We start from the raw sequence: 26704 nt of genomic DNA, 5'->3' as shown, positions 1-26704 counted from the left end.
TGACGCAGGAGGCCATCCTGGTTGGCCTTGCCGCCCGGCGTCCGTGCCGCGACGGGTGGAGGGTTCAGAACAACTGGAGGGCTCAGGACGGTTGGAGGGCTCAGGTCTCGAAGCCGATGTGCACGTGGTCGTGGTGGGTGGCGTCACTGAAGAACTGGTTCGGCGTCGATCCACCGGAGAGTTGGCGGGGGCCACCCACGTTGTACGAGCCGGCGGCCGCGGCCGCGCGCATGAAACCGTCCACCAGGGCGTGCGGGGTGGCCGGGTCCACCACGGCATGGCCGTCGATCTGCCAGACGTCGAAGGCCCGGCCGCGGGGGTGGTCGCTCGGGCGGTCGGTACCGAAGACGTTGAGCGGATGGCCGGATCTGACCACGCTCACCGCCAAGGTGTGCGCGGCTGCCAGGGTCAGCATGGCGGTCAGCACGCTCTCATGGACGGATCCGCTGCGGATGTCGGCCACCGCCGCCGGGGGCAGGATGATCCGACGGTTCGCCAGTACCTGTACGGCGGCCGGCGAGAGGGCGGATGCCGGTAGTCCCGGGGCTGCCGGGTGCAGGGCGGTGACGGTCCAACGGGGCGTCGCGGCGCTCAGGCGTACGTCCACCGTGGTGCCGCCGGGCACGACCGGGCCGGCTGCCGTCTGGGTCCACTGCTCGCAGACCACCAGCACGCTGGCCGAGTCGGCGAGGATGCCGCCGTACTGGGCGACGATCACCTGGAGGGCGGCGCGGTCCACGCTCCCGAGCAGTGGGCCGGCCTGGTCGGCGAGGGCGGGGTCGAGGCCGAGCGGCGCGATCCGGCTGCCGGCCCGAACGGTTCCCTGTCCGCCGTCCGGCCAGGTTCCGAGCGCCTCGACGAGTTGGACGGCGCGCAGTTTGACGTCCGGCTGGATCTCGCCGGCGCCCGGTGTCCACGGCGAGGTCTGCGGGAGCGCAGGCGGTGCGGAAGGGGACGCACCGGCCGGGCCGGTGGGAGCGGTGGCCGGGCCGGCGGCCGGGGCCGAGGTAGTGGCGGAGGAACCGGTCGACTTCGTGGGGTGCTCGCCGCAGCCGCCGGCCAGTGCGACCGTGCCGAGCGCGCCGGCCAGGATGCTGCGACGGGAGGGCCGCAAGGGCGCGGGACAACTCGGTCTCCCGGACTGGTCTGGTGTCATCCCGTCACTATGGCGAGCCGGTCGGCCAGCCGGTGGTCAGCTCGCCGTGGTCCGGTGGGCAGTTCACCTCGGGAGCACCGGTCGGCCAGGGCGGTCGGCGAACCACCTCCGAATAACCGCTGGCCGGTACAGCACGCTGTGCCCAGAATGGGACAATGATCATCAGACTGGCTCGAATCGATGACCTCCCGCTGCTCCAGGACATCGAGCGGGCGGCCGGCGAGCCCTTCCACTCGGTCGGGATGCCCGAGATCGCCGAGGACGAACCGCCGTCGATCGAGGAGCTCGCCCGCTACCAGCGTGCCGGGCTCGCCTGGGTCTCGGCGGACGCGGACGACCATCCGGTGGCGTATCTGATCGCCGAACCCGTGGACGGGAACCTCCACGTCGAACAGGTGTCGGTCCACCCGGAGCACGGCCGCAGGGGCATCGGCCGGGAGTTGCTGGAGCACCTCGCGGGCCACGCGGCCGCCCACCGGATGCCCGCGCTCACCCTGACCACGTTCCTCCGGGTGCCCTGGAACGCGCCGTACTACGAGCGCTGTGGATTCCGCACGATGGACCCGGCCACGCTGCCCCCGGGCCTGCGGGAGATCCGCCGCCTGGAGGCCGAACACGGCCTCGACCACTGGCCCCGGGTGTGCATGATCCGCCCGCTGCGCCTCCCGTGACACCCCGGCCCGGTGCGGCCACCCGGGGGCACCGCGACGCGGAGGGAGCCGGGTGGCCGTGCCAGGCCGGATCGAGCCGGTGGTACGGACCCCCAACGCGCAGACGGCGTACGGGCGGCATCGCAGATGACCGGTCCTGCGAACCCGTCGCGCCACGCATCTGCTGTGCGCACCGAGTCGGGCCGGGCCCAACGGCCGAGCCTGGCCAGTCCGGTCCGGTCCGATCAGCAGATGCGGCGGTGCCTGAGCCGCCGGGCGGCGAGGAAGGCCTCCTGTCCGGCCAGTGCGAGGCCGATCATGGTGAACCCCCCGCCGGGGAAGGTGACCGCGTTCCAGTCGAGTTGGCCCGGGAAGGCCGCGTGGCCGGGCCTGGCCGGGTCGAAGAGGACCCGTACGCGGTCACCGGCGGTCAGGCCGTTCGGCCCCCCGGCCGGGTCGTCGGCCGTCGCCTCGACCGGGCCGTCGTCGGTGTCGATGGCCACCCGGATCACGGCGGGGCTCTCCCTGGTACCGGTCCTGACGTACTCGGCGTCGGTGACGACCGCGGGGACCTCCTCGGCGTCGGCGAAGTTCACCCACAGGTGGACCTGGGTGCAGTCGAAGACGAGTCCGGTGACCATGAAGGCGACGGCGCCGACGAGGTTCACCAGGGTCCGCAGGGCTCGCCTGCGCACCCCGGTGCGGCTGGCTCCCTCCAGTATGAACTCGGGCCACTCACAAGCCGGTTCGGCAGCCGCGGCCGCGAAGACCGCAGGGGCCGCGGCGGCCGGGTGGCCGGCGAAGGCCGGTCGGACCCTCCCCCTGCCGTAGCCGATGTACGCGCGACGGGTCGTGTTCTGGCCGTTCGACATCACAGCTTCCCCCTGGTCTGTCGTCTGTCGCCCCCATGCCGCCCCCCGGTCGGCGGGTCCGGTGCCGGTCCGTCGTCAGTGGCGGGCGCCCCCGGCGGGGACGATGGGCAGTCCGTCGCGCACGGCGCGGGTGACGGGTGTGCGCTCGGCGATGTCCAGCAGCCGTGCGCGCTGGGCCTCGTCGAGGTCGCCGGTGAGGTCGATCCGCCGGGTGAGGCGGTCGCCGTGCTCGCCCTTCTCGTACGCGATGTGGACCCGGACCTGGTCCAGCGGCCAGCCCTTGCGCTGGGCGTACATCCGCAGGGTGATCGCGGTGCACGAGCCGACGGCGGACAGCAGCAGGCCGATCGGTGTCGGGGCGGTGTCCTGGCCGCCCGAGGACTCCGGCTCGTCGGCGGCCACCGGGTGTTTGCCGGCCCGGATCTCGACCCGGTAGTCGGTGGCGGTGCCGGTGGCGACCACTGCGGCGCTGCGGGTGAAGGTATCGGCGTCGCTGGCGCTCACCAGGTCCATCTCGGGCCGCTCCAAGGTGTCGTCAATCCGGCCTCGCCGCCTGCGGCCGGCCGCTCCGAACAACTTCCGCCGGCTATTGGGCAGTTGGCCTCGGCCACGGGCCCAGGAAGGCGCAAGGTTCGTCATTCAACTAGTTGTATGAGACCACAAGACTCGTCCGGGCACCACCGAGCTTTCCAGATTCTCCGTCAACTCACCACACACCGCCCCCAGGCCGCCACCCGCGCCAGCCGCCACCTGGGCCGCCACCCCCATCCCTTCCCACCGCCAGACCGACCGGCACCGACACTCAGGGCATTCAACGGGCGATTTCCAGCCAATCGCCGGAGAATCGCCGACGGCTATTCGTATGCGACACGGGTGTGAGCTAGATTACAATCAGTTGCCTAAGGCAACCGTTTAATCCCTTCCACTCGAGGTGCCCGAGATGCAGGTGACCGTAGATCGCGACCGCTGCTGCGGCGCGGGGCAGTGCGTACTGACCGCCCCCGCGGTGTTCGACCAGAGCGAGGACGACGGACTCGTCCAGCTCCTCACGGACCGCCCCGCTCCCTCGGAGCAGGCCGACGTCCGGCTGGCGGCCACCCTCTGCCCCGCCAATGTGATCACCGTGCACGAGAGCGGCGACTGAACGGCCGCCGAGGCCACGGAAGCCTCTCGTCCTGCCGCACCGCGACCACGCCACGCGAGGACCGCCCTCGAGGCACCCGAGACGTCGGGCACCGCAGCAGTAACGTCACAGCACTGCCGGACGTCATCCCCCCGTCTTCCTGACACACCGACAGCCGGGCACCCGCTCCCCCAGCAACGGGAAGCCCGCACGTGGAAGGAGTCGCATGACCAGCGCCGTCAACGGTACGACCGACAGCCCGCCGGCCGTCCCCGCCGACCGGGGCACCTGCCCCTTCGCTCCCCCGCCCACCTACGAGCAGGTCCACCGCACCGCCGGTCCGATCAGCCGGGTCAGCCTCTGGGACGGCAGCCCGTGCTGGCTGCTGACCGGCCATCGGCAGGCCAGATTCGCGCTCGGCGACCGCCGCTTCAGCGCCGACGCCCGTCTCCCCGGCTTCCCCTTCCTCCTGCCCGGCCGCCGCGAGCTGGTGCTCCGCACCACTCCCACCTTCCTCCGCATGGACGACCCGGCGCACGCCCGCCAGCGCCGACTGCTGACCGGAGACTTCATCATCAAGCGGGTGGAGGCGATGCGACCGCAGATCCAGCAGATCGTGGACCAGGCGCTCGACCGCATGGTCGCCCACGGCGGGCCGGCCGACCTGGTCCGCGAGTACGCCCTGCCGGTGCCCTCGCTGGTGATCTGCCTGCTGCTCGGCGTCCCCTACCGGGACCACGAGTTCTTCCAGGAGCAGAGCCAGGCGCTGCTCAGCCTCAGCGCGACGGCGGCCGAGGTCGAGGTGGCACAGCAGCAACTGAACTCCTATCTGGCCGAGTTGGCCGGGCGCAAGCAGCGGGAACCCGACGACAGCCTGCTCGGCCGCCTGGTCGTCAGGGACGATGTCACCCTGGAGGAGGCCGCCGCGCTGGGCGTACTGCTGCTCATCGCGGGCCACGAGACCACCGCCAACATGACCGCGCTCGGCACGCTGGCCCTGCTGCGCAACCCCCAGCAGGCCGAGCGGTTGCGCTCCGACCCCTCGCTGATCAAGGGCGCGGTCGAGGAACTGCTGCGCTATCTGACGATCGTCCACCTCGGCGTCCCCCGGGTCGCGCTGGAGGACGTGGAGATCGACGGCACGCTGATCAGGGCCGGCGACGGAGTGCTGTGCATGGTCTCCACCGCCAACCGGGACGAGGCGGTGTTCACCGGGGCCGAACGGCTGGACGTGGCCCGGGACGCCCGCCACCACCTCGCCTTCGGCTTCGGCATCCACCAGTGCCTGGGCCAGCCGCTGGCCCGCGCCGAACTCCAGATCGCCCTGCAGACACTGCTGGACCGCCTGCCCGGTCTGCGGCTCGCCGTGCCCTTCGAGGAGATCCGGTACCGGACCGACATGGCGGTGTACGGGGTCCACGAGCTGCCCGTCACCTGGTGAAACCGTGCCGCTGCCCGGGGACTCGGGCAGCGGTGCGGCCGGCGCACCACGGCGGGCCTCGATCCGCCGCCAACGCATCGCACCGGCCGGGGTGCGGGGCCGCCGCGCGACCGTCCACACAACCGTGGTGGCCGATCGCGTGGCTCCCCCGGGCCGGTGCGGCTGCAGCTATCGCTCGCCGTCCTGAGTCGGGCGCGTGATGCAGCGGTGGTCCGGCTGGGCTCGCGGCCTTCCGCCGCCGGGCGGCTGCCGGGCAGCCGTGTGCCCGCCGGTTGGCCGCCGGTTGGCCGCCGGGGACGCGGCCTCCCCCGCACCACCCGGCCTTCGCCGCTGCCCGGTCCTTCACCGACCGCCGCTTCGAGGAGTCGTCGGCTACCGGGACCGGTAGGCCTCGGCCAGGGCGTCGAACACCGCCTTGGGCCGCCAGCCAAGCCCCGGGCGGCCTCCCTCGCCCAGCACGGCGACCACCCCGTACGAGCCCAGGTCGAGGTCGTACTCCGGATCAAAGCTGTGCGGCGCGTGGTAGTTGGCGAAGGTGAACCAGAAGGCGCTGTCCAGGCCCTCCTCCTCCAGGACCGCCAGCAGCTCCCGCAGGTAGCGCACCTGCTCCTGCTCGTCGCGGACGAACTCGCCGACCACCCGGGGCGGTTCGGCGTCGTTGTCGACGATCGCCCAGCCCATGCCGCCCCGGTCCGCGGCGCCCTGGTACGGGCAGCAGCCGAACTCGGTGGCCACCACCGGCTTGCCGTGCGCGAACTGGGCCCGCAAGTAGTCGCGGTAGCCGGCGGCGTTCTGCGCGTCGCGGTAGGCGTCGATCCCGACCAGGTCGAACGGGGTCCAGTCGATCTTCTCCCACGGGCCGGAGGCGTAGCTCAGCCGGCCGCCGAAGTGCGGCCGGACGGCGGCGGCGGATTCGGCCAGGAAGGCGTTGAGCCGCCCGGGTATGTCACCGTACGGCGCGAAGAGCGCCGGATCGGGGGCGCCGATGTTGGCCAGCCGGTCGGGGAAGGTGTCACCGGGGATGAACCCCCGGGCGAACAGCGAGAGTTCGCAGCCGAGGACCAGGACCACCTCGGCACCGGTCATCCGGACCGTCTCCGCTCGGCGGGCGCAGTCCTCGAACCACGGGATCATCTGCTCGGTCGTCATGTTGCAAGGAAACGGGGCGAACCAGACCTCAAGACCCTGCTCGGCCGCGCACTCGGCGGCCACACTCAGCCGCTCGGGTTCGCCACCGGTGATCCGGACCGCCGTGCAGTTCAGCTCCTCGGCGATGACCCGCATCTCCGCCCTGACCGTCTCGACGGAGAAGTCCGGCCGCGAGCTGCCGCCGACCGGGCTGAAACCGGTGTCGTAGTTGATTCCCTTGCCGCGCATGGTGGTTGCTCCTGTTCTGCCGCGGCCCGTCGGTGATCGGGTTTCCTGACCACCGACGGGTCGGTCGACGGGGTACTGGCGCTGATCACGGTCCGGCCTCCACCGCTGGACGCTTCGCCGCCACCTGCTCTGCGTCCAGCCTCCCTCGGAGAGCCGATCCTCCGTCAGTGACCCGCATGCCCGGATCGGCATGACAACTGTCATCGCGGACGGTTGACCGAACGACGATTCCACCGGCCAGAAGCCGTCTACCGGCCCGGTCCGTCGTGGGCCCCGACCCCGGCTACGCCCGCGCGGGCTCGCCGAACCACCGGTGCAGCGCGTCCTTCGGCTGCCCAGCGGCACCCTCGGCGACCCAGCAGACGTAGCCGTCCGGCCGGACCAGGACGCTCAGATCCGCCCCGTCGCGTGTCGCGGCACCGACCGCGCAGTCGACCCGGTCGGCCCACGGCGCCACCGCCCCCGCAAGGTCGGCACGCCCGGCGGACCACAGCAACAGACCGCGTCCGCTTCGGAGTTCGATCCTCGGCAGCCGCCCGCCCAGCAGCGGATGCTCGGGCTCCCCCGCGATTGGGTACCGGATGTCCAGGCCGGAGATCATCCCGGCGATCCGCCGGTTGGCCTCCGGTGTGGCGAGCAGCTCGGCGAAGACACCGCGCAGCACCCGCACATCCGGGTCGGGCACGCCGAGCACGCCCTGGGCCCTGGTGTTCTCCAGCACCATCGCGCCCACCGGGTGGCGTTCGTCGTGGTAGGTGTCCAGCAGTCCCGGCGACGCCCAGCCGGCCAGGTCGGCGGCCAGTTTCCAGCCGAGGTTGAACGCGTCCTGCATTCCGAGGTTGAGCCCCTGGCCACCCGACGGGTTGTGGATGTGGGCGGCGTCGCCCGCCAGCAGCACCCGGCCGTGGCGGTAGCGTTCGACCTGCCGGGAGGCGTCGGTGAACCGGGAGGCCCAGCGAAGCTCGCGCAGCCGGACGGTGTCGCCGTGGTGCAGCCGGAGCCCGGCGCGGATCTCCTCCTCGGTGACGGGGGCGGTCCGTTCGGCTCCCTGCTGCGCCGGGCCGCCGAGGACCAGCCGGTACAGGCCGTCGCCCAGCGGGAGCAGGAAGCAGACGCCGTTCTCGTCCGGCTCCAGCTCCGGCAGCCGCCACTCGGTGCCGGCTTCACCCTCGAGCACCGCATCGGCGACGACCGCCGAGACGCGGCCGTCCCGGCCGGGGAAGGCGGCCCCCAGCCGCTTGCGGACCGTACTGTGCCCGCCGTCCGCGCCGACCAGGTAGCGGGCCCGCAGGGTCCGCCGTCCGTCCGGACCAGCCACCGTGGCCGTCACGCCCTGGTCGTCCTGGGCGAGGTCCAGCAGCTCGTGTCCGCGCAGCACCGGGACGCCGTGCCCGGTCAGCCGGTCCTCCAGGAACTCCTCCACCCGGGCCTGCGGGATGCCGACCTGGTAGGGGAAGGGGGTGTCGAACACCGTGTAGTCCAGCGGCAGTCCGGCGAAGTGTCCGGCCGGGAGGGTCGCCATCGCCCGGCCGAGCACCGCGTCCAGCCAGCCGCGCAGCTGGAGCATCTCGGCGGTGCGCGGCTGGAGGTTCAACGCCTTGGACTGACCGGTACGTTGCGGCATCCGCTCCAGCACCAGGACCCGGGCTCCGGCCAGTTGCAGCTCGTTGGCGAGCAGCAGACCGGTGGGGCCGGCTCCGGCCACGAGAACGTCGGCATCCATGTTCGCTCCTTGGTGTCGTCTGGCTTCCCGTGGTGGTCCGTCAGACCTTGAGCCCGTGCCGGGTGACGTACCAGTTGTGGTAGCCCAGCATGCCGCCGAGCACCACCAGCCACTGCAGCGTGCTCACCAGCGGCACCGAGTCGACCGGGAGCGTGCAGGCGAGCACCACCCGGACGCCGGCGTCCACGGTGAAGCCGCAGCCCCAGAAGGCGGTGAGCAGCCGGATGTGCCGCCGGAACGCGGGATCGCGGTCCCAGTTGCGCAGCCACTCCTGCGCACCGTCCTCGCCGATCTTCGCCGCGACGACCGAACGGGAGGCGGTGAGCATGAACGGCCGCCGGGTCGGCAGCGTGCCGAGCACCCACACTCCCAGCACGCCGATCAGCCAGCTGTCCCTGATCAGCAAGGTCCTGGGGCTCCCGGTGACCAGCGACATCAGCGCGCCGACGGTCATGAGCACCAGTGCGAACACCGGCATCAGCTCGACCCGGCGGTTCCTGATCATCCCGTAGAGCAGCCAGGGCAGTACCAGCAGGCTGCTGATCGTGAGCGCGGCCCACTGGCCCAGGCCCAGGCCGTGCAGCAGGTAGTAGCCGCCGACCGGAATGCCGAGCTCGAAGACGAGCGATCGGATCAGATGCCGGCGTGCGCGGGCGGTCTTCTGCTTCTGCGCGGGTTCGGCGGTCGGTGTCGAAGTCTCGCTCATGGTCTCCCCCTGTGATCCGTCTCTGTGTTGAACTGCTTGCCGCTGTTGCTGCCGACTGCTACGGCGTGCGGCGGGTGGCCCGGTCGAAGATGTCCGCCAACTCGCGTCCGCAGGCCGTGATGTCGAGGTCCGGATCGTGCACCGAACGCGTGATCACGCCGTCGATGGCGCCGCGCATCGCCGTGACCATCACCTGGGCGTCGAAGTCCCTGAACTCGCCGGCCGCCTGGGCCTCTCGCATGCGCTGCTCCTGGACGTCCATCATCGCTTTCAGCGCACCCGCGTAGCCGATCCGGTGCGGGTCGTCACCCTTGAGGTTGGTGAGCACCTCGATGAGCGCGGGCAGGTACTTCGGATAGACCGTCAGCAGCTCGACGTTCGACTCGATGAAGGCCCGCAGGCGGCCCCGGTAGCCCTCGGCCGCCTCGATCCGGGGCACCAGGTACGCCTGGGCCACCCGCATCACCTCGGCGATGACCTCGTGCATCAGGTCATCCTTGCCCTTGAAGTGGTACGAGATCATCCCCGTGCTGCTCAGGCCCGCCTGCTTGGCGATCTTCGCGAACGAGGTCTTGGCGTATCCGGCCTCCGCGATCACCTCGATGGCGGCCTGCACGATCTGCGCCCGCCGCGCCGACTCGGTGAACGTCCTGCCGCTCGCCCTTTGCTCGCTCGAACTGTTCTTTGCTCGCATGAGCAAAACCATAGAGCCTCTTGCTCGGCTGAGCAAGAGATTGACCGCGCCCGCTCCCCGGGGCCCGTCGAGACCCACCCTCCCGGCCCTCCCGGGCACGCCGAGGGCCGCCCACCCGGGAGGTGAGCGGCCCTCAAGACGGAGCTGCGCGAGTTCAACGGCGAGCGCTCGACCAGGCGATGTCCTCGGCCACCAGTACGCGGAGCGCCTGCTCGTCCCTGGCCTTGAAGGCGGTGAGGAAGCGCTCGGAAGCCGCCGCGTTGCCACTCTCCTCGCGCACTCCTCTGGCTCCTGAACTTCCCTCCGCTGCAGGCCGGTTCCGGGCCGCCCCGCGCATGTCGTGATCACCCGACCCTGTGCCGCCGGACTGCCCCCTACCCGCTGTGAGCCGGGTGGCAGTGCTCCCCGGATGACGCGTACCGGACTGGACGATCGCACCGTCCAGCCTCACGGATCCGCCGGCCGACGCGTCGCACCCGCACGGCGGACCGGCTCACCCGGTCGTACCGCCGAGCGTGCGCCGTGCCGGGCGGGCCGGCAGGCGCAGCAGGTCGTGCAGCGCGATCCCGTGCTCGGCCCAGATCCGCAACCGGTCCCGGTCGACCCAGTGGACCTGGTGCCGGTCACCCCAGGTCTTGGCATCCCGGGTGAACGAGCCGTTGGTGACGACCACCGAGATGTCCGCGCGGTGCACCGGGCCGGCGGTTCCCTTGACCTGGTACATCACCTGGGAGCCCACCTTGCCGCCGACCCGGGTGTGCTTGGCCTGGACGACGATCCGGCCGCGCCGCGGATCCTCACCGATCACGTCGGCGGCCTGGTCGCCCTGCCGGCCGACCTGCCTGGCCCGGATGCCGTCGCGGATCATCAGATCCCTGAGCGCGAACTCGAACTGCCGGTCGCCCATGGCGTCGAGCTGGTCGAGGCTCAGTCGCAGCATGGCCAGCCGCTCCCGCCGGGCGGCCTGCTCGACCCGCCGCAGCCACCACCGCGCACCGAGACCCGCCGCCACGAGCACCGCTGCGGCGACGAGCACGGGAAGCCCGTCGGAGGTCAGCCACTGGAGGCCGTCGGCGACCCAGGAGGCGACCACGAGCACGATGACACCGGCGGCGACCCGCTCCGCGGGTGTGCGCGGCATCCGCAGCGGCATGCGCCGTCGCGCCCGTGACGGCCGGCGGCGCATCAGCGGCCCGCCGCCGGAGCGGAGGCCGACGCCGTGCTGCCCGGGGTGGTACTGCCGGTGTTCGCAGCACCGGAGTCACCGCTGTGGCCCCACAGCCACAGCCCTCCGACGAGCAGCGCGGCCACCAGCCAGCCACTGGTCTTCTTGACGCGCGGCCTCGGGTTGCGCCGGTAGTGACCGCGGACGTAGTGGAACCCTTCACGTGCCATGGGTCTCCCCTCCCTGCTTGGCGGACCGCTCGGCGCGGTCCGTCCCGGAGATTGGTGTAGCAGCGTGCTCCGACAATTCCTGATCGGCCATCAACAACCGGCAGTGTCCGCGGTGTTTATCGGCCATCTGCCGGACGTCCGTGCCTCGAGCACTGTCTGCCTCCGGCCGCCCGCCCGACCAGCACGGACGGGCCTCCGTCCAGGAGCGGTAAAGGCATGCCTCAAGGGCGGAGCCCGTAGCTGGCCTTCCGCGACCGGTGGATCGCTCATCGCCGTAGATGGCGCGTTCGCATCGGCGTACGCCTGCTCATCGGGCGCGCGGGGCTTCCGCGCGAAGAGCTGCGGGCGCGGCCGCACTCCCGGATCGGGCACGACTCGAGTACCGGTGGTCGGCGTCGTGCGGGCAGGTGCCACGTGGAGTCCAGGGTCGCGGGACGGCTGGTGGACCGCCCGCACTCACGAGTGGTATTGCCGGGTGTCCGGCGGTGCCGGGTCAGCGGGCGAGCACGCGGATCTCCTCGTGGATCAAGTCGGCCAGTGGTTCTGCCAGCTGGCGGTGGCGGAGGTCGGCGATGGCGGTCACCACGGTGGTCGTGTCGTGGTGGACCATGGTCACCGCCAGCGGATGGCCGGGTCCCAGCGGGGGGATGAGCGAGAGTGCGGTGAAGGTCGCGGGGCCGAGGGTGAGGTGCCCCCCGTGGGTCGCGATGCTGGAGCACAGGACGGAGAAGTAGCGGGGCGAGTCGACGTAGCGGCCCAGGAGGTCATCGAGCGAGGTGCGGCGGAGCGGCCGGCCGTTTACCAACTCGGCTTGGGCGCCGGCCTTTTGCTTGAGCACCTCGCGCCTGCTCCGGCTGTGCGCGACGGCCAGCCTCCGCTCCGGGTGGCGCCGGGCCGGGAGCGGTACCCGGACGGTTGCGTAGTGGTTGCCCAGCAGCGAGGCCTGGTCGGCGGTGCGCACGTCGACCGGGACCAGCGCGCAGACACCCGGGAGCAGCGGCAGGCGGCCAGTGAGACCCAGACTCCGCAGGGCGCCTGCGGTCGCGGCCAGGAACACCGCGTTACCGGAGGCCCGGAGCGGCGACAACGCGGCTCGGGCGGCGTCGAGTTCGGCTCTCGGGATCCGGCTGAAGGCCAGTGCCCGCCGGGGGCCGACCGGGCCGTGGAACGGCAGTGGGCGGGCCCTCGGCAGCAGGTCGGCCACGGACCAGGCGAGTTCGCGTCCTCGTCCGGCCGGGGTCCGCGGCCTGGCGGGAGGCTCGGGCAGTCGCACGGTCGGACCGTCGAGCACGGCGCGGAGGACCGTGGTCAGGGAGCATCCGTCCAGCAGCGCGTGGTGGGCGCGGAGCAGCAGGGCGAAGCCGTCGCCGGTGGGCCCGGGCAACAGGTGCAGCCGCCACGGGGGCCGGTCGGGGTCGAGCGGGTCGGCGGCCAGCTCCTCAGGGCTGGTCGCCGGGGGTTCCGCGCGGATGTGGAAGGAAGGGTCGAACTCCGGCTCGGGAAGCCACAGTGGCCAGTCGGCCAGGGAGGTCCGGGCGGCGCGCAGGCACAGGCGCCGGTACGGCCGCAGGCGTACGCCCGCCAGTTCGCGCAAGGCGGCGAGGGTGGGCGGCGGGCCGTCGAACCAGCCGAGGACGGCGACCGTCATGCAGGCGGTGCCGCTGCTCTGCTGCCGGTGGAACCAGGCGTCCTGCGACGGCATCGGGGTGCCGGCCGCCGTCCGGGAAGCGGCTGGGAGCGGGGGCGCGGGTGGGGTCACGGGGTGTCCTCGGTCGTTGTGGGGCCGGTGGTCGGGACCGCACGGCGGTGGCGGGCCCTGCAATGACCGGCGCGTGCGGTCCCGGCGCGGTCCGGCCCGTGCTCGGGCGGCGGGCTCAGCCGCCGAGGTCGGCGATGGCGCGGGCCAGGGCCCCGGCCCCGTCCTCCTCCGCCAGCCGGGTGGCGAGAGCACCCGCGCGCCGGGCGAATCCGGTGTCATCGGTCGCCCGGGTCAGGGCCTGGGCCAGACGGCCCGCGGTGAGTCCGGCGCAGGGCAGGACTTCCGGGCTGACGCCCAGGCGGACCAGTCTCGCCGCCCACCAGGGCTGGTCGGTCATCACCGGAACGGGGACGGTCGGCACGCCCGCGCGCAGGGACGCGGCCGTCGTCCCGGCCCCCGCGTGGTGGACCACGGCGGCGGTGCGCGGCATCAGCCAGCCGTGCGGGAGGGCCCCGACGGTGATCACGTCGTCGTCGACCACGGACAGCCCGGCCCAGCCGGACTGGACGATCCCGCGCAGCCCGGCCTGGCGCAGTGCCCGGGCGGCGGTCTCGCCGAGCCGTTCCGGCTCGCCGGGCATCATGCTGCCGAACCCGATCAGCACCGGGGGCGGCCCGGCTGCGAGGAAATCGGCCACCAGCTGTGGTGGTTGCCAGTCAGGGCACTCGTGCGGCCACCAGTACCCGGCTACGTGCAGCCCCGGCCGCCAGTCCGCCGGCCGGGGGACGATCGAGGGGCTGTACCCGTGCCAGATCGGCCACCTGGTCCGCTCGCGCTCCCGGCGCAGCTGCCGGCCGCTGCGGTGGGGCGCTCCGAGCCGGGTGAACAGGCGGCGCCGGGCCGCGCCGTAGAGGCCGTCGACCAGCGCGTTGGCCGCCCGGCCGCGCAGCAGGTTGGCCGGTCCCGGGGCCCGCCAGGCCGTGGCGCACGGGGAGAACTCCCGGGTGGGCACCTCGGGTTGGAGGAAGACGCCCATGCTGGGAATGCGGTGGTACTCGGCGAGCGGAAGGCCGATCGGTGCGGCGAGGGTGGAGAGCAGGATCAGGTCGGCCCCGTGGTCCAGGGTGTCGACGATGCCGTCCACCAGTCCGAGGGTGGCCAGTTCGGTGGCCCGCCGGAGCGAGCGCAGCGCGTGGAGTCTCCGGACGGCGCGCGATGATCCTGCCGCGCCCTGCAAGCGGCCGTGCGCACCGAGCAGCGCCTCGAACGGGTCCGCCGCCAGCGGGCGCATCCGCAGGCCGCAACACGCCACCGTACCGGTGTACTTGGCGTGGGTGACGATCTCCACGTCATGGCCCTCGGCCGCGAGCCGGTGGCCGAGACCGGTGTAGGGCGCGACCGAGCCCATCGTGCCCACCGTGATGAGCTGGATACGCATGCCCGTGAGGCCTCCCGCTGACGATCCGCAGTGCCGGACGCGACGGCCACCGACCGACGCACCGTCACCTGCCAACGAGCGGCTGCCCTAGCCGGTCACGGCCCCGGCGCGGCGGAACGCGGCGGGCCCGGAGATCCGCTCGACGCTGCGGCAGTAGGCGAGCCCGGCCAGCGGCTCCGCCGCGAGGAACCTGGTCGCCAGGTCGGCGACTTCGCTGGTCCGCTCCAGGTGCAGCATGTGGTCGGCGTCGGCCACCTCCGCGAACCAGCTGTCCCGGCAGGTGGCGGCCAGCGCCCGGCACAGGTCCGGTGTGGTGAAGGTGTCGTGTTCGCCGGTGGTGACCAGGACGGGCGCGGCCGGGGCCCGGCTCGGGTCCACCATCTCGTGCCTGAGCAGGCGGTGGGTGTTGGCGAAGGCCTGCTCGGCCTCGTCGGCGCCCAGGTTGAGCAGCCGGCGCAGCAGGAACCGACGCACCTTGGCCCCGGCGGTGACGGACGCACCGCCGTCGGCGTTCATCAGCATCTCGACCGAGGCCTCGGCGAACTCCTGCATCCGCCGCTCGGCGAGCAGGTCCATGGTCCGGCGCATCGCGATCCGGGCGTGCTCGGGGATGGACGTCATGGTGCCGATGAGTACTACCCGCCGCACGCGTTCGGGGTGGCGCTGGGCCAGCCGGTAGGCGATGGCGGTGCCGTACGAGCCGCTGACGATGTTGACGGACGCCAGCCCGGTCTCGTCGAGCATGTGGCTGAGCGCGTCGGCGAGGAAGTCGGCACCGTACCGGTCCGGGAGGATGCCGCCCGCGCCCCAGCCCGGTGGATCGACCGTCAGCACGTCCCCGTGGGCCAGGAACTCGCGCTCGAACCGGCCCCAGGTCTCCTTGGTCTGGAACGCGCCGCCGATCAGCAGCACCGGCGCGATGCGCGGCGCGCTCGTCCGCACCAGCCGCGACTCGCAGTGGTAGCCCTGCCAGCGGTGGCGCGACACCTCGGCCGGAAAGGCGGTGGAACGCGCGGCGGCGCGGGGCGGGGCTGCCAGCGACACGAAGTCCTCGTTTCTATCGCCAAGGGGTGCGGGCTGCACCGGAGATGACCGGGCCACCCGGGGCGCAGCGACTGACTGACTATCAGAGCCTAGGGTCGCCCGGGCTCGTGGCGCGCACAACGGCGGGTGCTTACCACCAAATGGTGAATTCCTCCGGGGAGCGGCGGCGAGTGGGAACCGCGTGGCCGGCGGCGCGGTGCCGGTCACGCGGTTCCCCTGTCCGCAATTCGAACGGACGGTACCTAGTTGAGGCAGTACCAGCCCGACGGCCGCCAGGGTTCGCCGGCCAGCAGGCGCTCCCAGTCGACCAGGGTGAGCCGGAGGCCGACGGTGCCCTCCAGACCGCCGCGCAGGCGGGCCCGGGCCAGCCGGAGCAGGGCGGTGAAACCGTACTTGTTGATGAGCGAAGTCCGGTAGCGCGCCGTGGTTTCCGGGTTGCAGACGGCGGCGCGGGCGAGCACCGGGGCACCGGTCGGCCTGCCGTGGCCGTCGCACGGGACGACGAACACCGGCGAGCGCCGCAGCACTTGCCGGACGGCCCGGCTGGCGGTGGGGACCCAGATCCCGATCGCCGCGCCGTCCGACACCACCCAGGTCGGTGCGGTGAGCGGTGTGCCGTCGGCGTCGGCGGCGGTGAGCAGATCGACTGTAGCGCAACCGGGGAGCACTCCCCGAATGCTGTTAGGGTCGGGGCATGGCACAGCACGCCGACCAGCAGGCGGACCGCCCGAAGACCCCGGGGGCGACCAGGAGGCGCACCCGGGCCACCGCGTCCGCCGCGACCACCAAAGGCGCCTCGGCGCACGGGGGGTCCGGGGCGGGCGCGACAGGGACGGCGACGGGCACCGGAGCCGCCGCGGCCCTCGGCCTACGGCGGGACGCCCAGCGCAACCGGGAGCTGCTGCTGGCCGCCGCCCGCGAGGTGTTCGCCGAACAGGGCCTCGCCGCGCCGCTCGACCTGATCGCGCGCCGGGCCGGTGTCGGCAACGCGACCCTCTACCGGCGCTTCCCCACCCGGGACGCGCTGATCGAGGAGGTGTTCGCCGAGGCACTGGCCGGGCTCGCGGCGGCCGCCGAGAAAGTACTGGCGATCGAGGACGGCTGGACCGCGCTGACCCGCTACTTCGAGCGGGTCTTCGCCCTGGTCGCCGCCGACCGGGGGATCAACGACCTGGTCACCATGAGCAACCCGGACATCCAAGCGCTCGCCGACACCATCGAGCGCAACACTCGGACCGTCGCCACCCTGGTCACCCGCGCCCAGGAGCAGGGCACCCTGCGCACCGACGTCACGCCCATCGACCTGCTGGTCGTGATGGGCCCGATCTGCCGGGCGGTACCCGCCTTCAGTACCGTCCACCCGGACGCCTGGCGGCGCTACCTCGCCATCGTCCTCGACTCGTTCCGCTCCGGTCCACCCCGGCCGCTCCCCGGTCCGCCCACCGCACAGGAGGAACTGGGCGGGATCTTCACGGGCGTCTGGGAGACAACGCGCTGACCCGGCCGGGCTTCGGCCGGTCCTACTCCCCTTCGGCCACGTCGTCGGCGAGGACGAACCCCTGGGTGCGGCACCAGCGCCGGATCGCCTGCACCCGCTGGGTGGCGGCCTCGATCACGGCACCCCCCACCGGCGTCGCCATCGCCTCGAGACGCTCGCGCGCCGCGTTCTGCTTCACGGCCTCGAGCACGTCGTTGGCGACCCAGCTGTCCAGGGTGCCCTGCTCTCGCCAGCGGGTCAGCCGGTTCTCGGCAGCGTGGTAGGTGGCCTGCCGGTCGCTGTCGCGGGTCGCAATGGCGAGCTGCCGCCAGTGCTCGGAGCGCGCGGTGAGGTACTCGTCGATGGCCTCGCGGGCCACGGTGGCGTCCGGATCCTCGTCCGGTTGGTGGTTCATCACGATGGAACGGTAACGGCCATCGCGCCCACTGCTCCGGGGGCTCGCCCGCACATCCGGGAAGGAACCGCCCTGCGGCCACCTCGAGCGGTTCCTCACCGCAGCCGAGGCACGTCAGCCCGCCTCCACCGGGCACCAGGCACCAGGCACCAGGCACCAGGCACCAGGCACCAGGCCAGGATCAGTCGGCGCAGCCTGGTGCTGCAGATCGGCAGCCGACCGGACCGGACCCGTACCTGTCCCGAGGAAGCACCAACGGTTTGTCTGGTTACGCATGTTGATGGGTCATCGGACTCTGGACACGCCGGCACCGCGTGTCGACGTTTGCCCGGCCGGAGCTAGCCGCGTACGGCTGCGGTCACCTCGCGGCCGCGCCGAGGAGGACGCGCGCCAGCTCGAGCGGCTGGGAGAACATCGGCCAGTGGCCGGTATCCATCTCCACCAGCCGCCAGTGCTCGCCGGTCAGCAGCTCGGCCACCTGCGGGCTCGGCTCGGCGCCGTCCAGCAGGCACTTGACGTACTACGCCCTGATCCACGAGGCCGCCCAGAACCGCCTGGAGCACGCAGACGGCGCCGACGAGGCGGACGAGTCGGCGAGGCTGGTGGTCGACACCCTGCTGCGCGGCATCGGTCGGCAGGGCGACAGCGCCCTCGGCCGCTGACAGGATGCCGGGACCGCCGTCCTGACCGCAGCGCACAGGGCCTAAGGTCTGAGGTATGAGTTCGGACGAGGGAACCGTGCGCGTCGACAGCTGGATCTGGTCGGTCCGGCTGACCAAGACCCGTTCGCTGGCGGCGACCGCCTGTCGGGCGGGACACGTCCGGGTCAACGGCACGCGCGTCAAGCCGGCGCAGCTGGTGCGTCCCGGGGACGAGGTGCGGCTGCAGCACGAGGGCCGGGAGCGGATCGTGGTTGTCTCGCGGGTGATCAGCAAGCGGGTCGGTGCGAGCGTCGCCGCCGAGTGCTACGTCGACAACAGCCCGCCGCCGCCCGCCCGCGAGGAGGTCGCCTCGGTCGGTATGCGCGACCGGGGCACCGGGCGGCCGACCAAGCGCGACCGTCGCGACCTGGACCGACTGCGCGACCTGGAGCAACTGCGCGGTCGGTGACGCGATCGGGCCCGGGCGGTCCGGTACCCGGGCACGGTGGCGGGCCGGCGGCGCTCCGGTACGCCGACGCCCGCCTCGCCGCGGTGGCGGGGCGGGCGCGGGACGAGCTAGCTCAGTGCCCGGCTGTGGCCTGGGCATCCGCCGGGGCGTCCATGACACCCAGGACGTCGTTGAGGATCGCGATCAGGTCTGCGGCGATCGCCGCCAGGTCGCCGGGGACGGCCGCGGCGTTGCCGGCCATGACGTCGGTGAGCAGCTTGGCGAGGTCGGCATTCAGCTTGGCGAGGTCGGACGTCAGACTGCGGGTTTCGACACCCTCCCTGGTGGCGGCCTTCTCGGCCTGCTTCTGCAGGGCGATGGCCGCCGCCTTCGCAGCATCCACCCGGGCCTGGAGGGTGGCCTTGTCCGCCTGGGGGCTGGCCTTGACGGAGGCCGCGACGGCGTCCACCTTGGTGGAGAGGTCGCCGAGCAGGCCGAGCTGGTGGATCTGCTGGAGCGACTGCATCTGCTCCGTCTGTCCCGCCTGGGTGGTGGCGGTCTGCGAAATCGGCACGGTGGCCGCACTCGCCTCGACGGTGGTGGCAAGGGCTCCGGTGAGCGCGACACCGGCGAGTGCCGCGATGATCCGCTTGTTGCGCATGAAACAACCTTTGCTGTGTGAACTGAGGCCGCAATGGGCGGCGACGGCCAGCCTCACCCGGCCCATTACGCCTCGCAACCGCACAGCTCCCAACGGTTACATCACTCTCGGTGCGGGCTCCTCAGTCCGGCGACACCATCCGGGCCACCGGTGAGATCGCGATCAGCACGACCGAGCAGGCCGCCAGGCTGAGGCCGAGTGCCATGGCGCCCACGGTCAGCCGGCGCTCCCACCCGCGGGTCTCCAGCCGGTCGGCGAGTACCGGAGCGGCGTGTCCGAGCGCGGCGCCTGCCGCCACGGCACCGGCGACCGCGCCGGCCAGGCAGATGCAGATGGTGGAGAGGTCCTCGGTGACGGGTGAGAGGCCGACGCGGTGGATGCTGCCGTCGGTCGCGTACTGGACCTGGATCCGGGCGCCGACCGGCTCGTCGAAGTTCAGTGTGGCGTCGGCTTCCAGGAGCCGGCCGTCAGTGGCGGTGACCGGGCCGTGGCAGATCACGCGCCCCCGGGTGACCTGGACGGGAGCATGCGAAGCCACCGTGAACCGGCCGACGACACCGGCTTCGCGCATCGCGTACCGAAGATCCCCTGCCCGGCTCTCGACCACGTGGCCGCAGCCGACGAGCAGTCCCGTCGCGACCAGCAGCAGTACCGCCACAACCCCCCAGCCGACGCCCGGCTTTCGCTCACCGGATGCCCGCGCTGTTCTCGGCACAGTCCCACTCCCCCTTTGCCGCGGGCCAGCTCTGGCCGCGCCGGGCACGCATCATGCCAGCTCGGCTCACCACCGCCACAGTCGGGTCCGGTAGCGGGTAGGAGGTCTTGGGGCGTCCGGGCCGGAGTACGGCGAGCGGTCGTCAACTCCCTGCGGATGCACGGCCTTCCGCCCGTGGGGTCGGCAACTTCGTGGCCCGGCCCGATCCGTGGCGCGGCGGCCCGCGCGGCAGGTCGGACCCGCTCCACGGTCGGGCACCGGCACGGCCGCGGCCGCGCGTCCGTCCGGAGTGCGGGCGGCCCGGTCGGTGTCAGGCGAGCAGCCCGCCGGTGTACGGGTCCTCGGCGAGCATCCGCCAGGAGTGGTCGGAGGTCTCGAACGCCTGAGGGTCGACGGCTTCGACCATCGCGTCGACGTGGCTGCCCAGCAGTGCCCGGGGGTCGAACAGCTCCCAGTCGCCGGCGCCGCGGTCCCAGCGGGCCCACTCGTCCCGCAGCCGCCCGTACGTCCAGCAGGCGTAGAGCAGGGCGGACAAGTCCCGGTGGAGGTAGGCGGCGGGGCCGCCGTCGTCGTACCAGTCCGGCAGCTCCAGTCGTCCGGTGGCGCCGTCGAGGGCGACCACGAGATCGTGCGGCCACCAGCCGATGGCTATGTAGTCGCGCTGGTGGGCACGTTGGGTGGCGGCGCCGGGGTGGGCCTCGGCCATCGTCCGGAGCGGTTTCGCGCCGACGCCGAACAGCTCGCCGTCGAGCGGGAGCCCGACCTCGGTGAGCAGGCGCCGGGTGGGCTCGTGGGTGAGCCCGGCCGGGAGCTCCTGCGGCTGGTACCGGCGCACCTCGCCGCTCCCGTCGACGGCGGCGAGCTCCGCGACCAGCTCGGGCTCGAACTCGTAGGCGAGAGTGCCCGGTTCACCGGGGCGGGCGCCCCAGTGCAGGGCGCGGACCAGCAGTGCGGTGGGCCAGTGCGCGGGTGGTGTGTCGGCCTCGAACAGCCTGGGGTCGATGGCCCGGAACCGCTGCTCGGCGGCCGCGATCACCTCCCCGACCACGGCCGGCCCCCGGCGCCCGCCGTGCGAGTCGGTCTGCCGGGCGGCCGGTTCGACCGACTCGACCTCGCGGATCAGCCCGGCGAGCGCCGGCAGGTCGGAGGCGATCAGGTCTCGCAGGAGCTCGCCGCCGGCCCGGTCGGCGAGGTGGACCTCGCCCGTCGCTCCGTCCAGCACCACAGCGGTGCCGCAGTAGTCGGTCTCGCCGAGGACCAGCCATCGCCCGTCATCGGCCGCCTCCCCGGGGCCGAGTTGCTGCAGCCTTTCTGCGCCCAGGCCGTTGAACACCAAGTCCGCTCCCGCCGCGGGCAGGCCCTGCTCGGCCAGGAAGCGCCGCGTCGGGCCGTGCGTCAGCCCGTCCGGCAGCGCCTGCTCCGCAAGCCGGACCAGCCCGTGCTCGTCCGTTCGCCGTCCACCGTCCACGGCCTGCCGCCTCCCCCTGCCGCCGCCTTCACCGGAGCGCCGATCGTATCGGGCACCACTGACGTCCCGCCGGTCAGCCGGGACGGCTCCGGTTCGCCCCGCCCCGGGCCGCCGACCGGCCCGGACCAGCCGGGTTACATTGAGCAGGACAGGACCGGCGGGCCCCGGCACGGAGGCGGCCGATGCACTCGATCACCGACTGGCTGCGCGGCCTTTCCGGCCCGGTGGTCTACGCCGTCGTCGCCGCACTGGTCTTCGCGGAGGACGCGCTCTTCTTCGGCTTCGTACTGCCCGGCGAGACCGCGGCCGTCCTCGGCGGTGTCCTCGCCCACCAGGGCAGGGTCTCCATCGGCTGGCTGATCCTGGCCGTGGTCGGCGCGGCCATCGTCGGCGACTCGGTCGGTTACGAGGTCGGCCGCCGCGCCGGTCCGAGGATCCTCGACTCCCGGCCGCTGCGGCGGCACCGCGACCGGCTCGCCGACGCCCAGGCCCTGATCCGCCGACGCGGCCCGGTGGCGGTCTTCGCCGGCCGCTTCGTCGCGTTCTTCCGGGCGACGATGCCCGCGCTGGCCGGCAGCTCGCACATGCCCTACCGCCGGTTCCTGCTGTTCAACGCACTCGGCGGCGTGACCTGGGGCACCGGCTTCCCACTGCTGGGCTACTTCGCCGGCTCCGCCTACAGCCGCGTCGAGGGAGCCGTCGGGCGCACCACCGCCGTTCTGCTCGCCGTCGTGGCGATCGCCGTCCTCACCGTCTGGCAGCTGCGCCGCCGCGGCGTCATCGGGCACCGACACCGGGACGACGACCGTGACGGCAGGCACTGAAGCGCGGCCGGTACGGGCGGCTCCCGGGGCAACCGCACGATGCGGCGGTCAGGCGGTCGCCGCGTCCGACCGGACGTCCTACGCCCGGCGGGTCGCGTGGATCTCTCCGATCCGTTCCTCGGCCCAGTGCTTGAGGGCGACGATCAGCGGCAGCAGGATCCACCCCAGCACGGTCAGTTCGTAGTCCACCCGGGCCGGCACCATCGGGGTCACGGTACGGGTCAGCAGGCGGCACACGCGGCTACCGCCGATGGAGCCGCCAGCTCATTCCGGCGCCCGGCGCCCGTCGTCCGACATCCGCCGTCCGCGAGGGCGGAGCCAGGCGGCCACAGCACCGGGACGGAGTGTCCACGGCAGGCGCCCTTCGCCCGGGTGAACGATCCTTCACCCGGGCGTCACCGTCACCCCGGACGGCCTCTCCGTCCGGCGTCGCTCTGCCCTTCGACAGCTCGGGGGAGATCATGGAATGGCCGGTTGACGCGTGCGGCGGAGGGAGCAGCGGCAGAACGCCGGATGGGAAGGAGCGGCCGGGATGAGCAGGAGCGATCCGCCCGGGGCCGGCCTCGACGGCGCCGGCCCACTGGCGCCTGGCGGTCTGCTGGACGTGCTCGCGATCGCGGCGGCGGTGCTCGACGCGCAAGGGCGGATCGTGTTCTGGAGCCCGCAGGCCGAGGACCTGTTCGGGTACACCGCAGAGGAGGCACTCGGCCGGCCCGCGGCGAAGCTGCTGGTGGATGACCAGGAATTCGAGCGCGTTCTCACCCTGTTCGCCCGGGTGATGGCGGGCGAGGGGCCCTACGTAGGCACCTTCCCGGTGCGACACAAGGACGGTCACCGGCTGCTGACCGAATTCCGCAACGTGCGGCTGCAGGACGAACACGGCCGTGTCTACGCCCTCGGGCTCGCCTCCGACCGGGAAACGGTACGGCGGGTCGAACGCGATCTGGCGCTCTCCGAGCGGTTGGTCTCGCACTCCCCGGTCGGCCTGGCGGTGCTGGACACCGACCTGCGCTACGTCCTGGTCAATCCCGCGCTCGAACGCATCGACGGCCTGCCCGCCGAGGAGCACCTCGGCCGGAGGGCGGGCGAGATGCTGCCCTTCCTGGACACCGATGCCGTCGAGTCCGTGATGCGCCGGGTCCTGGCCGACGGGATCCCGCTGGTGAACCGGCGCTCGGTCGGCTACCCGCCGAGCGATCCGGAGACCGAGCACGCCTGGCGGGCGTCGTACTTCCGGCTGGAGGATCTCAGTGGCCGGGTGATCGGCCTGGCGGTCTCCGTCCTGGACGTCACCGAGCAGCACCAGGTCGCCATCGAGGCCGCTCAGGCCCGCTCCCGGCTCGCCCTGATCGCCGACGCCTCCGTACGTGTCGGCACCACTCTCGACCTGGACACCACCGCTCTCGAGCTGGCCGACATCGCCGTGCCCGAACTCGCCGACATCGCGGCGGTCGACGTCCTCGAATCCGTCCTGGACATCGTGGGCGTCGGGCGCGGCACCGACGCGCCGCCCGGCGGGCTGGCGTTCCGGGCCCTCGCGGTCAAGGCCGCCCGGCCCACACCGGCCGGCCTCGCGGCCGACCCGGTCGGCGAGCCGGCGGCCTACGGTGCGGACCGGCTGGTCACCCGGTGCGTGGCCACCGGCAGACCCGTCCTGGTGGCCCGGGTGCGGCCGGAGGACCTGCCCCGCATCGCCCGGGACGGCCAGGCCGCCCGGCTGCTGGCGGAGGCCGGACTGCGCTCCTATCTCGCGGTGCCGCTGATCGCCCGCAGCGAGGTCATCGGCGTCCTCGACCTCAAGCGCACCGACACCCCGCGCCCCTTCGACCACGACGACGTCGTCCTCGCCAGCGAACTCGCCGCCCGCGCGGCGGTCTCCATCGACAACGCCCGCTGGTACCAGAGCCAGCGCCACGCAGCCCGCGCCCTCCAGCGCCACCTGTTGCCGCACCATCCGTCCCTGCGGCCGGGCCTGGAGATCGCCTCCCGCTACCGGCCCGCCGGAGCGGCGGTGGACATCGGCGGCGACTGGTTCGACGTCATCCCGCTGGCCGGTGACAAGACCGCCCTCGTCATCGGCGACGTCATGGGCCGGGGCATCAACGCCGCCGCCACCATGGGCCAACTGCGTACCGCCACCCGCACGTTGGCCGATCTCGACCTCGCTCCCGACGAGGTGCTGTACCACCTCGACCGCATCACCGCCGGCCTGGACGACACCATTGCCACCTGCGTCTACGCCGTCCACGACCCCCATCTCGCCCGGTACTGCATCGCCGGTGCGGGGCACCTGCCGCCCGTGCTCATCCCCGTCGACCGGGCACCGGAGCTGGTCAACCTGCCCACCGGATCCCCGCTCGGCGTCGGCAAGGGCGACTTCCGGGCCGTCATCGTCGACTTCTCCGTCGGCCACCAACTCGCCCTCTACACCGACGGGTTGGTCGAGACCCGGGACCAGGACATCGACGCCCGGCTCCAGGTGCTCCTCAACCTGCTCGGCGACCGGCCCGGCTCGCCGGAGGAGACCTGCGACCTGCTCCTGGACAGCCTGCACAACCCGGACGAGCCCGACGACGTGGCACTGCTCATCGCCCGCGCCCGGCCCCTTGCCCCCGACACGGGACCGGAACGCACCTGAAGCCTTGAACCGCCCGTGGATCACGAGGCTTCCCCGGGACGCTGACCACGGTTTCCAGGCTCTCGTACGAGACACTGCGGGTGCCCGGGCCCGGCGACCGGACCTTCACGGCCGCGGAGATCGCCGGGAGCACGTCGGCCGGCCTGCCGCAGGGAGCTGCGCGGTGGCGGGGCAGGCCGCTACCCGTACCGACCGGCGTGGGAGGCTACGGGGGCACCGCTTCCGCTCACGCACCCAGGAGCCGCTCCATGCACCGCCCGCGCGCCACCTTCCGACTCGACGCGCTCGCCTCCGGGCACCCGACGGGCATCCTCGACGCCGCCGAGCAGGCCGAACGCCGGGGCATGGACCGGCTGATGGTCTCCGAGACCGCGTACGACCCGTTCCTCCAGCTGGCCCGCGCGGCCGACCGGACCAGCACGATCGAACTGGCCACCGGCGTCGCCGTCGCCTTCGCCCGCACTCCGATGACCCTCGCCTACCAGGCCTGGGGGCTGCACGCCGCCTCCGGCGGACGGGCCGTCATCGGCCTCGGCTCGCAGGTCAAGCCGCACATCGAGAAGCGTTTCGGGATGCCCTGGGACCGGCCGGCCGCGCGGATGCGCGAGTACGTCCACGCGGTGCGGGCGATCTGGCACAGCTGGCAGACCGGCGAACGGCTGCGGTTCCGCGGTGACTTCTACGCCCACACGCTGATGACCCCGGTCTTCTCCCCCGACCCGGTCCCCCCCGGCGTGCCCCGGATCCTGCTGGCCGGTGTCGGGCCGCTGATGACCCGCACCGCCGGCGCGGTCGCCGACGGCTTCCTCAGCCACCCCTTCACCTCGGTCGCCTACCTGACCGGGCAGGTGCTGCCCGGCCTGACCGAGGCCCGTGCCCGGGGCGAGGCCGACGGCGCCGCCTGGACCGCCCGGCCCTTCGAGATCGCCGGCAGCGTGCTCACCGCCACCGGCCGGACCGAGGAGGAACTGCGCGCCAACCTGGCCGGCGTACGCGAGCGGCTGGCCTTCTACGCCTCCACACCCGCCTACCGCCCGGTCCTCGCCCAGCACGGCTGGGAGGACCTCCAGGAGGAGCTGCACCGGCTCTCGGTACGCGGACGCTGGCAGGAGATGGCCGAGCTGATCGACGACGAGGTGTTCGACACCTTCGCGGTCGCCGGCCCGGTCGAGGACGTCGCCCGGGAGATCCACCGCCGCTACGCCGGTCTGGTCACCCGGCTCTCCGTCAGCCTGCCGGACGGCGCCGACCCGGCACTCGGCCTGGACGTCCTGGACGCCGTCCGCGCACTGGACTGAGCCGGCCGCGCCGGAGCCGTTCACTCGGAGGTGTCCACACATACGCCTCGTCGACGTAGCACCAGCGCCAGTCCTCCCCCGGCTCCGTCGACCGGATGATCGGGTGGCCCGCCGTCCCCGCGTGGTGCCTGGCGTGGCGGCCCGGGGAGGAGTCGCAGCAGCCGACGTGTCCGCAGCTCAGGCACAGCCGCAGCTGCACCCAGTCCGTTCCCAGGCGCAGGCACTCCTCGCAGCCCTGCGGGGTGTGCGGCACCACGTCACGGACGAGGGCGAGGTGCGGATCCGGTACGGCGGTCATCGTGGGCCTCCTGGAGTGATCAGCCGGGCCGGCGACCGGCGATGGCCCGCTCCACCCAGTCGCGCAGCACACCGGCGGGGGCCGCGCCCGTCTGGCGCGCCACCACCTGCCCCAGGTCGAGGACCAGCAGGGTGGGGACGGCCTGCACATCGAAGCGCCGCGCGACTTCGGGGGACGCGTCCACGTCCACCTTCACCAGCTTGATCCGGCCCGCCAAGTCCCGTGCCACCTGCTCCAGTTCGGGACTGACCAGGCGGCACGGTCCGCACCAGGCGGCCCACAGGTCCACCAGGACGGGCAGGGTGGCGAGTTCGGCGATCTCGGCGAAGGTCCGGTCGCCGGCATCCGTGATCCACGGCAGGGCGGCCTTGCAGCCACCGCAGCGGGGGCTGCCCCGGGAGGCGGCCGGAAGCCGGTTGGTCCTGCCGCACTCGGGGCAGCGCACGGTGGTCGGGTCGTTCGTCGCGGCGGTTTCCGGCTTGTCCACGGCTCCTCCCTCGGGC

The 26704-nt window shown here is 72.9% G+C and carries 29 protein-coding genes and 2 pseudogenes; 9 read left to right on the top strand and 22 right to left on the bottom strand.

Features of this window, described 5'->3' with window-relative positions:
• Positions 1 to 100: 100 nt before the first annotated feature.
• Complete coding sequence (locus ABD369_RS19210; RefSeq protein ID WP_344637667.1) at positions 101 to 1114, bottom strand: diacylglycerol kinase catalytic domain-containing protein; 1014 nt, start codon at positions 1112 to 1114, stop codon at positions 101 to 103.
• Between the two features lie 197 nt (positions 1115 to 1311).
• Here ABD369_RS19210 and ABD369_RS19205 point away from each other — a divergent pair, with 197 nt between their 5' ends.
• Positions 1312 to 1827: a GNAT family N-acetyltransferase gene (locus ABD369_RS19205; protein ID WP_344637666.1), complete on the top strand. Its 516-nt coding sequence runs from the start codon at positions 1312 to 1314 to the stop codon at positions 1825 to 1827.
• A 224-nt stretch (positions 1828 to 2051) separates the two neighbouring features.
• Here ABD369_RS19205 and ABD369_RS19200 read toward each other — a convergent pair whose 3' ends face one another.
• Together ABD369_RS19200 and ABD369_RS19195 are read right to left on the bottom strand one after the other, a co-directional pair.
• Positions 2052 to 2678 (bottom strand): DUF3592 domain-containing protein, encoded by a 627-nt coding sequence (locus tag ABD369_RS19200; protein ID WP_344637665.1) that lies wholly within the window; start codon positions 2676 to 2678, stop codon positions 2052 to 2054.
• A gap of 75 nt (positions 2679 to 2753) precedes the next feature.
• Positions 2754 to 3191, bottom strand: coding sequence for an OsmC family protein (locus tag ABD369_RS19195; RefSeq protein ID WP_344637664.1), 438 nt, complete (start codon positions 3189 to 3191; stop codon positions 2754 to 2756).
• Between the two features lie 427 nt (positions 3192 to 3618).
• On the opposite strand from ABD369_RS19195, the gene ABD369_RS19190 reads away from it, so the two are divergent.
• Together ABD369_RS19190 and ABD369_RS19185 are read left to right on the top strand one after the other, a co-directional pair.
• Positions 3619 to 3822: a ferredoxin gene (locus ABD369_RS19190; RefSeq protein ID WP_344637663.1), complete on the top strand. Its 204-nt coding sequence runs from the start codon at positions 3619 to 3621 to the stop codon at positions 3820 to 3822.
• Between the two features lie 205 nt (positions 3823 to 4027).
• Positions 4028 to 5242: a cytochrome P450 gene (locus ABD369_RS19185; RefSeq protein WP_344637662.1), complete on the top strand. Its 1215-nt coding sequence runs from the start codon at positions 4028 to 4030 to the stop codon at positions 5240 to 5242.
• A gap of 372 nt (positions 5243 to 5614) precedes the next feature.
• Here ABD369_RS19185 and ABD369_RS19180 read toward each other — a convergent pair whose 3' ends face one another.
• The 11 genes from ABD369_RS19180 to ABD369_RS19130 all read right to left on the bottom strand — a co-directional run bounded on the left by ABD369_RS19180 (position 5615) and on the right by ABD369_RS19130 (position 15986).
• Complete coding sequence (locus ABD369_RS19180) at positions 5615 to 6619, bottom strand: glycoside hydrolase family 113 protein (RefSeq protein ID WP_344637661.1); 1005 nt, start codon at positions 6617 to 6619, stop codon at positions 5615 to 5617.
• A 283-nt stretch (positions 6620 to 6902) separates the two neighbouring features.
• Positions 6903 to 8342: an FAD-dependent monooxygenase gene (locus tag ABD369_RS19175; protein WP_344637660.1), complete on the bottom strand. Its 1440-nt coding sequence runs from the start codon at positions 8340 to 8342 to the stop codon at positions 6903 to 6905.
• Positions 8343 to 8382: 40 nt separating this feature from the next.
• Positions 8383 to 9048, bottom strand: coding sequence for a VC0807 family protein (locus tag ABD369_RS19170; RefSeq protein WP_344637659.1), 666 nt, complete (start codon positions 9046 to 9048; stop codon positions 8383 to 8385).
• A 58-nt stretch (positions 9049 to 9106) separates the two neighbouring features.
• On the bottom strand, positions 9107 to 9742 hold the full coding sequence (locus tag ABD369_RS19165; protein WP_344637658.1) for a TetR/AcrR family transcriptional regulator: 636 nt from the start codon (positions 9740 to 9742) through the stop codon (positions 9107 to 9109).
• A 154-nt stretch (positions 9743 to 9896) separates the two neighbouring features.
• Positions 9897 to 10022 (bottom strand): hypothetical protein, encoded by a 126-nt coding sequence (locus ABD369_RS19160; RefSeq protein WP_344637657.1) that lies wholly within the window; start codon positions 10020 to 10022, stop codon positions 9897 to 9899.
• Between the two features lie 213 nt (positions 10023 to 10235).
• Complete coding sequence (locus ABD369_RS19155; RefSeq protein WP_344637656.1) at positions 10236 to 10883, bottom strand: restriction endonuclease; 648 nt, start codon at positions 10881 to 10883, stop codon at positions 10236 to 10238.
• Between the two features lie 44 nt (positions 10884 to 10927).
• Complete coding sequence (locus ABD369_RS19150) at positions 10928 to 11137, bottom strand: hypothetical protein (protein WP_344637655.1); 210 nt, start codon at positions 11135 to 11137, stop codon at positions 10928 to 10930.
• Between the two features lie 493 nt (positions 11138 to 11630).
• Positions 11631 to 12896: a wax ester/triacylglycerol synthase domain-containing protein gene (locus tag ABD369_RS19145; protein WP_344637654.1), complete on the bottom strand. Its 1266-nt coding sequence runs from the start codon at positions 12894 to 12896 to the stop codon at positions 11631 to 11633.
• Between the two features lie 115 nt (positions 12897 to 13011).
• On the bottom strand, positions 13012 to 14274 hold the full coding sequence (locus tag ABD369_RS19140; protein WP_344637653.1) for a glycosyltransferase: 1263 nt from the start codon (positions 14272 to 14274) through the stop codon (positions 13012 to 13014).
• A gap of 87 nt (positions 14275 to 14361) precedes the next feature.
• Entirely contained in the window at positions 14362 to 15318 is a 957-nt protein-coding gene (locus tag ABD369_RS19135) for an alpha/beta fold hydrolase (protein ID WP_344637652.1), read from the bottom strand.
• 242 nt (positions 15319 to 15560) lie between these two features.
• Positions 15561 to 15986 carry a PNPOx family protein gene (locus ABD369_RS19130; protein WP_344637651.1) on the bottom strand — a complete coding sequence of 142 codons (426 nt, stop codon included), beginning with the start codon at positions 15984 to 15986 and terminating at the stop codon, positions 15561 to 15563.
• A gap of 26 nt (positions 15987 to 16012) precedes the next feature.
• Between ABD369_RS19130 and ABD369_RS19125 the strand changes: the two genes are divergently transcribed.
• On the top strand, positions 16013 to 16816 hold the full coding sequence (locus ABD369_RS19125) for a TetR/AcrR family transcriptional regulator (RefSeq protein ID WP_344637650.1): 804 nt from the start codon (positions 16013 to 16015) through the stop codon (positions 16814 to 16816).
• 22 nt (positions 16817 to 16838) lie between these two features.
• Here ABD369_RS19125 and ABD369_RS19120 read toward each other — a convergent pair whose 3' ends face one another.
• Positions 16839 to 17210 carry a hypothetical protein gene (locus ABD369_RS19120; RefSeq protein WP_344637649.1) on the bottom strand — a complete coding sequence of 124 codons (372 nt, stop codon included), beginning with the start codon at positions 17208 to 17210 and terminating at the stop codon, positions 16839 to 16841.
• Between the two features lie 358 nt (positions 17211 to 17568).
• Positions 17569 to 17730 (bottom strand): annotated as a pseudogene (locus tag ABD369_RS19115) (alpha/beta fold hydrolase); the annotation flags it as partial.
• On the opposite strand from ABD369_RS19115, the gene ABD369_RS19110 reads away from it, so the two are divergent.
• The gene (locus ABD369_RS19110; RefSeq protein WP_344637727.1) at positions 17723 to 17872 is read left to right on the top strand and encodes a hypothetical protein; all 150 of its coding nucleotides are present in this window, start codon (positions 17723 to 17725) and stop codon (positions 17870 to 17872) included. The pseudogene ABD369_RS19115 and the gene ABD369_RS19110 overlap by 8 nt on opposite strands.
• Before the next feature lie 55 nt (positions 17873 to 17927).
• Entirely contained in the window at positions 17928 to 18320 is a 393-nt protein-coding gene (locus tag ABD369_RS19105; protein WP_344637648.1) for an RNA-binding S4 domain-containing protein, read from the top strand.
• Positions 18321 to 18432: 112 nt separating this feature from the next.
• On the opposite strand, the gene ABD369_RS19100 is transcribed toward ABD369_RS19105, so the two are convergent.
• The 3 genes from ABD369_RS19100 to ABD369_RS19090 all read right to left on the bottom strand — a co-directional run bounded on the left by ABD369_RS19100 (position 18433) and on the right by ABD369_RS19090 (position 21143).
• Entirely contained in the window at positions 18433 to 18960 is a 528-nt protein-coding gene (locus ABD369_RS19100) for a hypothetical protein (protein ID WP_344637647.1), read from the bottom strand.
• A 121-nt stretch (positions 18961 to 19081) separates the two neighbouring features.
• Positions 19082 to 19675, bottom strand: coding sequence for a hypothetical protein (locus ABD369_RS19095; protein WP_344637646.1), 594 nt, complete (start codon positions 19673 to 19675; stop codon positions 19082 to 19084).
• A gap of 310 nt (positions 19676 to 19985) precedes the next feature.
• A complete protein-coding gene (locus ABD369_RS19090; protein WP_344637645.1) occupies positions 19986 to 21143 on the bottom strand; it encodes an SUKH-4 family immunity protein in 1158 nt (385 codons plus the stop codon).
• A 182-nt stretch (positions 21144 to 21325) separates the two neighbouring features.
• On the opposite strand from ABD369_RS19090, the gene ABD369_RS19085 reads away from it, so the two are divergent.
• Positions 21326 to 21967, top strand: a complete 642-nt coding sequence (locus tag ABD369_RS19085; RefSeq protein WP_344637644.1) for a DedA family protein — start codon at positions 21326 to 21328, stop codon at positions 21965 to 21967.
• 78 nt (positions 21968 to 22045) lie between these two features.
• Here ABD369_RS19085 and ABD369_RS19080 read toward each other — a convergent pair whose 3' ends face one another.
• Positions 22046 to 22204: a winged helix-turn-helix transcriptional regulator gene (locus tag ABD369_RS19080; RefSeq protein ID WP_344637643.1), complete on the bottom strand. Its 159-nt coding sequence runs from the start codon at positions 22202 to 22204 to the stop codon at positions 22046 to 22048.
• Positions 22205 to 22499: 295 nt separating this feature from the next.
• On the opposite strand from ABD369_RS19080, the gene ABD369_RS19075 reads away from it, so the two are divergent.
• Positions 22500 to 24605, top strand: coding sequence for a SpoIIE family protein phosphatase (locus tag ABD369_RS19075; RefSeq protein ID WP_344637642.1), 2106 nt, complete (start codon positions 22500 to 22502; stop codon positions 24603 to 24605).
• Positions 24606 to 24853: 248 nt separating this feature from the next.
• On the top strand, positions 24854 to 25903 hold the full coding sequence (locus ABD369_RS19070) for a TIGR03617 family F420-dependent LLM class oxidoreductase (protein ID WP_344637641.1): 1050 nt from the start codon (positions 24854 to 24856) through the stop codon (positions 25901 to 25903).
• Positions 25904 to 25940: 37 nt separating this feature from the next.
• On the opposite strand, the pseudogene ABD369_RS19065 reads toward ABD369_RS19070, so the two are convergent.
• Positions 25941 to 26201 (bottom strand): annotated as a pseudogene (locus tag ABD369_RS19065) (UBP-type zinc finger domain-containing protein); the annotation flags it as partial.
• A 19-nt stretch (positions 26202 to 26220) separates the two neighbouring features.
• Positions 26221 to 26688: a thioredoxin gene (gene trxA, locus ABD369_RS19060; RefSeq protein WP_344637640.1), complete on the bottom strand. Its 468-nt coding sequence runs from the start codon at positions 26686 to 26688 to the stop codon at positions 26221 to 26223.
• Positions 26689 to 26704: the final 16 nt, after the last annotated feature.

The sequence above is a fragment of the Kitasatospora cystarginea genome (genome assembly GCF_039533515.1).
Lineage (GTDB): Bacteria > Actinomycetota > Actinomycetes > Streptomycetales > Streptomycetaceae > Kitasatospora > Kitasatospora cystarginea.
The sequence above is the reverse complement of the archived record's forward strand: the minus strand, read 5'-3'. Positions and strand labels throughout refer to the sequence as shown.

Coding starts and splice junctions, on each gene's coding strand:
- ABD369_RS19205 (WP_344637666.1), top strand. CDS start 1,312: ATGATCATCAGACTGGCTCGAATCGATGACCTCCCGCTGCTCCAGGAC.
- ABD369_RS19200 (WP_344637665.1), bottom strand. CDS start 2,678: ATGTCGAACGGCCAGAACACGACCCGTCGCGCGTACATCGGCTACGGC.
- ABD369_RS19195 (WP_344637664.1), bottom strand. CDS start 3,191: ATGGACCTGGTGAGCGCCAGCGACGCCGATACCTTCACCCGCAGCGCC.
- ABD369_RS19190 (WP_344637663.1), top strand. CDS start 3,619: ATGCAGGTGACCGTAGATCGCGACCGCTGCTGCGGCGCGGGGCAGTGC.
- ABD369_RS19185 (WP_344637662.1), top strand. CDS start 4,028: ATGACCAGCGCCGTCAACGGTACGACCGACAGCCCGCCGGCCGTCCCC.
- ABD369_RS19180 (WP_344637661.1), bottom strand. CDS start 6,619: ATGCGCGGCAAGGGAATCAACTACGACACCGGTTTCAGCCCGGTCGGC.
- ABD369_RS19175 (WP_344637660.1), bottom strand. CDS start 8,342: ATGGATGCCGACGTTCTCGTGGCCGGAGCCGGCCCCACCGGTCTGCTG.
- ABD369_RS19170 (WP_344637659.1), bottom strand. CDS start 9,048: ATGAGCGAGACTTCGACACCGACCGCCGAACCCGCGCAGAAGCAGAAG.
- ABD369_RS19165 (WP_344637658.1), bottom strand. CDS start 9,742: ATGCGAGCAAAGAACAGTTCGAGCGAGCAAAGGGCGAGCGGCAGGACG.
- ABD369_RS19155 (WP_344637656.1), bottom strand. CDS start 10,883: ATGCCGCGCACACCCGCGGAGCGGGTCGCCGCCGGTGTCATCGTGCTC.
- ABD369_RS19150 (WP_344637655.1), bottom strand. CDS start 11,137: ATGGCACGTGAAGGGTTCCACTACGTCCGCGGTCACTACCGGCGCAAC.
- ABD369_RS19140 (WP_344637653.1), bottom strand. CDS start 14,274: ATGCGTATCCAGCTCATCACGGTGGGCACGATGGGCTCGGTCGCGCCC.
- ABD369_RS19125 (WP_344637650.1), top strand. CDS start 16,013: ATGGCACAGCACGCCGACCAGCAGGCGGACCGCCCGAAGACCCCGGGG.
- ABD369_RS19120 (WP_344637649.1), bottom strand. CDS start 17,210: ATGAACCACCAACCGGACGAGGATCCGGACGCCACCGTGGCCCGCGAG.
- ABD369_RS19105 (WP_344637648.1), top strand. CDS start 17,928: ATGAGTTCGGACGAGGGAACCGTGCGCGTCGACAGCTGGATCTGGTCG.
- ABD369_RS19100 (WP_344637647.1), bottom strand. CDS start 18,960: ATGCGCAACAAGCGGATCATCGCGGCACTCGCCGGTGTCGCGCTCACC.
- ABD369_RS19085 (WP_344637644.1), top strand. CDS start 21,326: ATGCACTCGATCACCGACTGGCTGCGCGGCCTTTCCGGCCCGGTGGTC.
- ABD369_RS19075 (WP_344637642.1), top strand. CDS start 22,500: ATGAGCAGGAGCGATCCGCCCGGGGCCGGCCTCGACGGCGCCGGCCCA.
- ABD369_RS19070 (WP_344637641.1), top strand. CDS start 24,854: ATGCACCGCCCGCGCGCCACCTTCCGACTCGACGCGCTCGCCTCCGGG.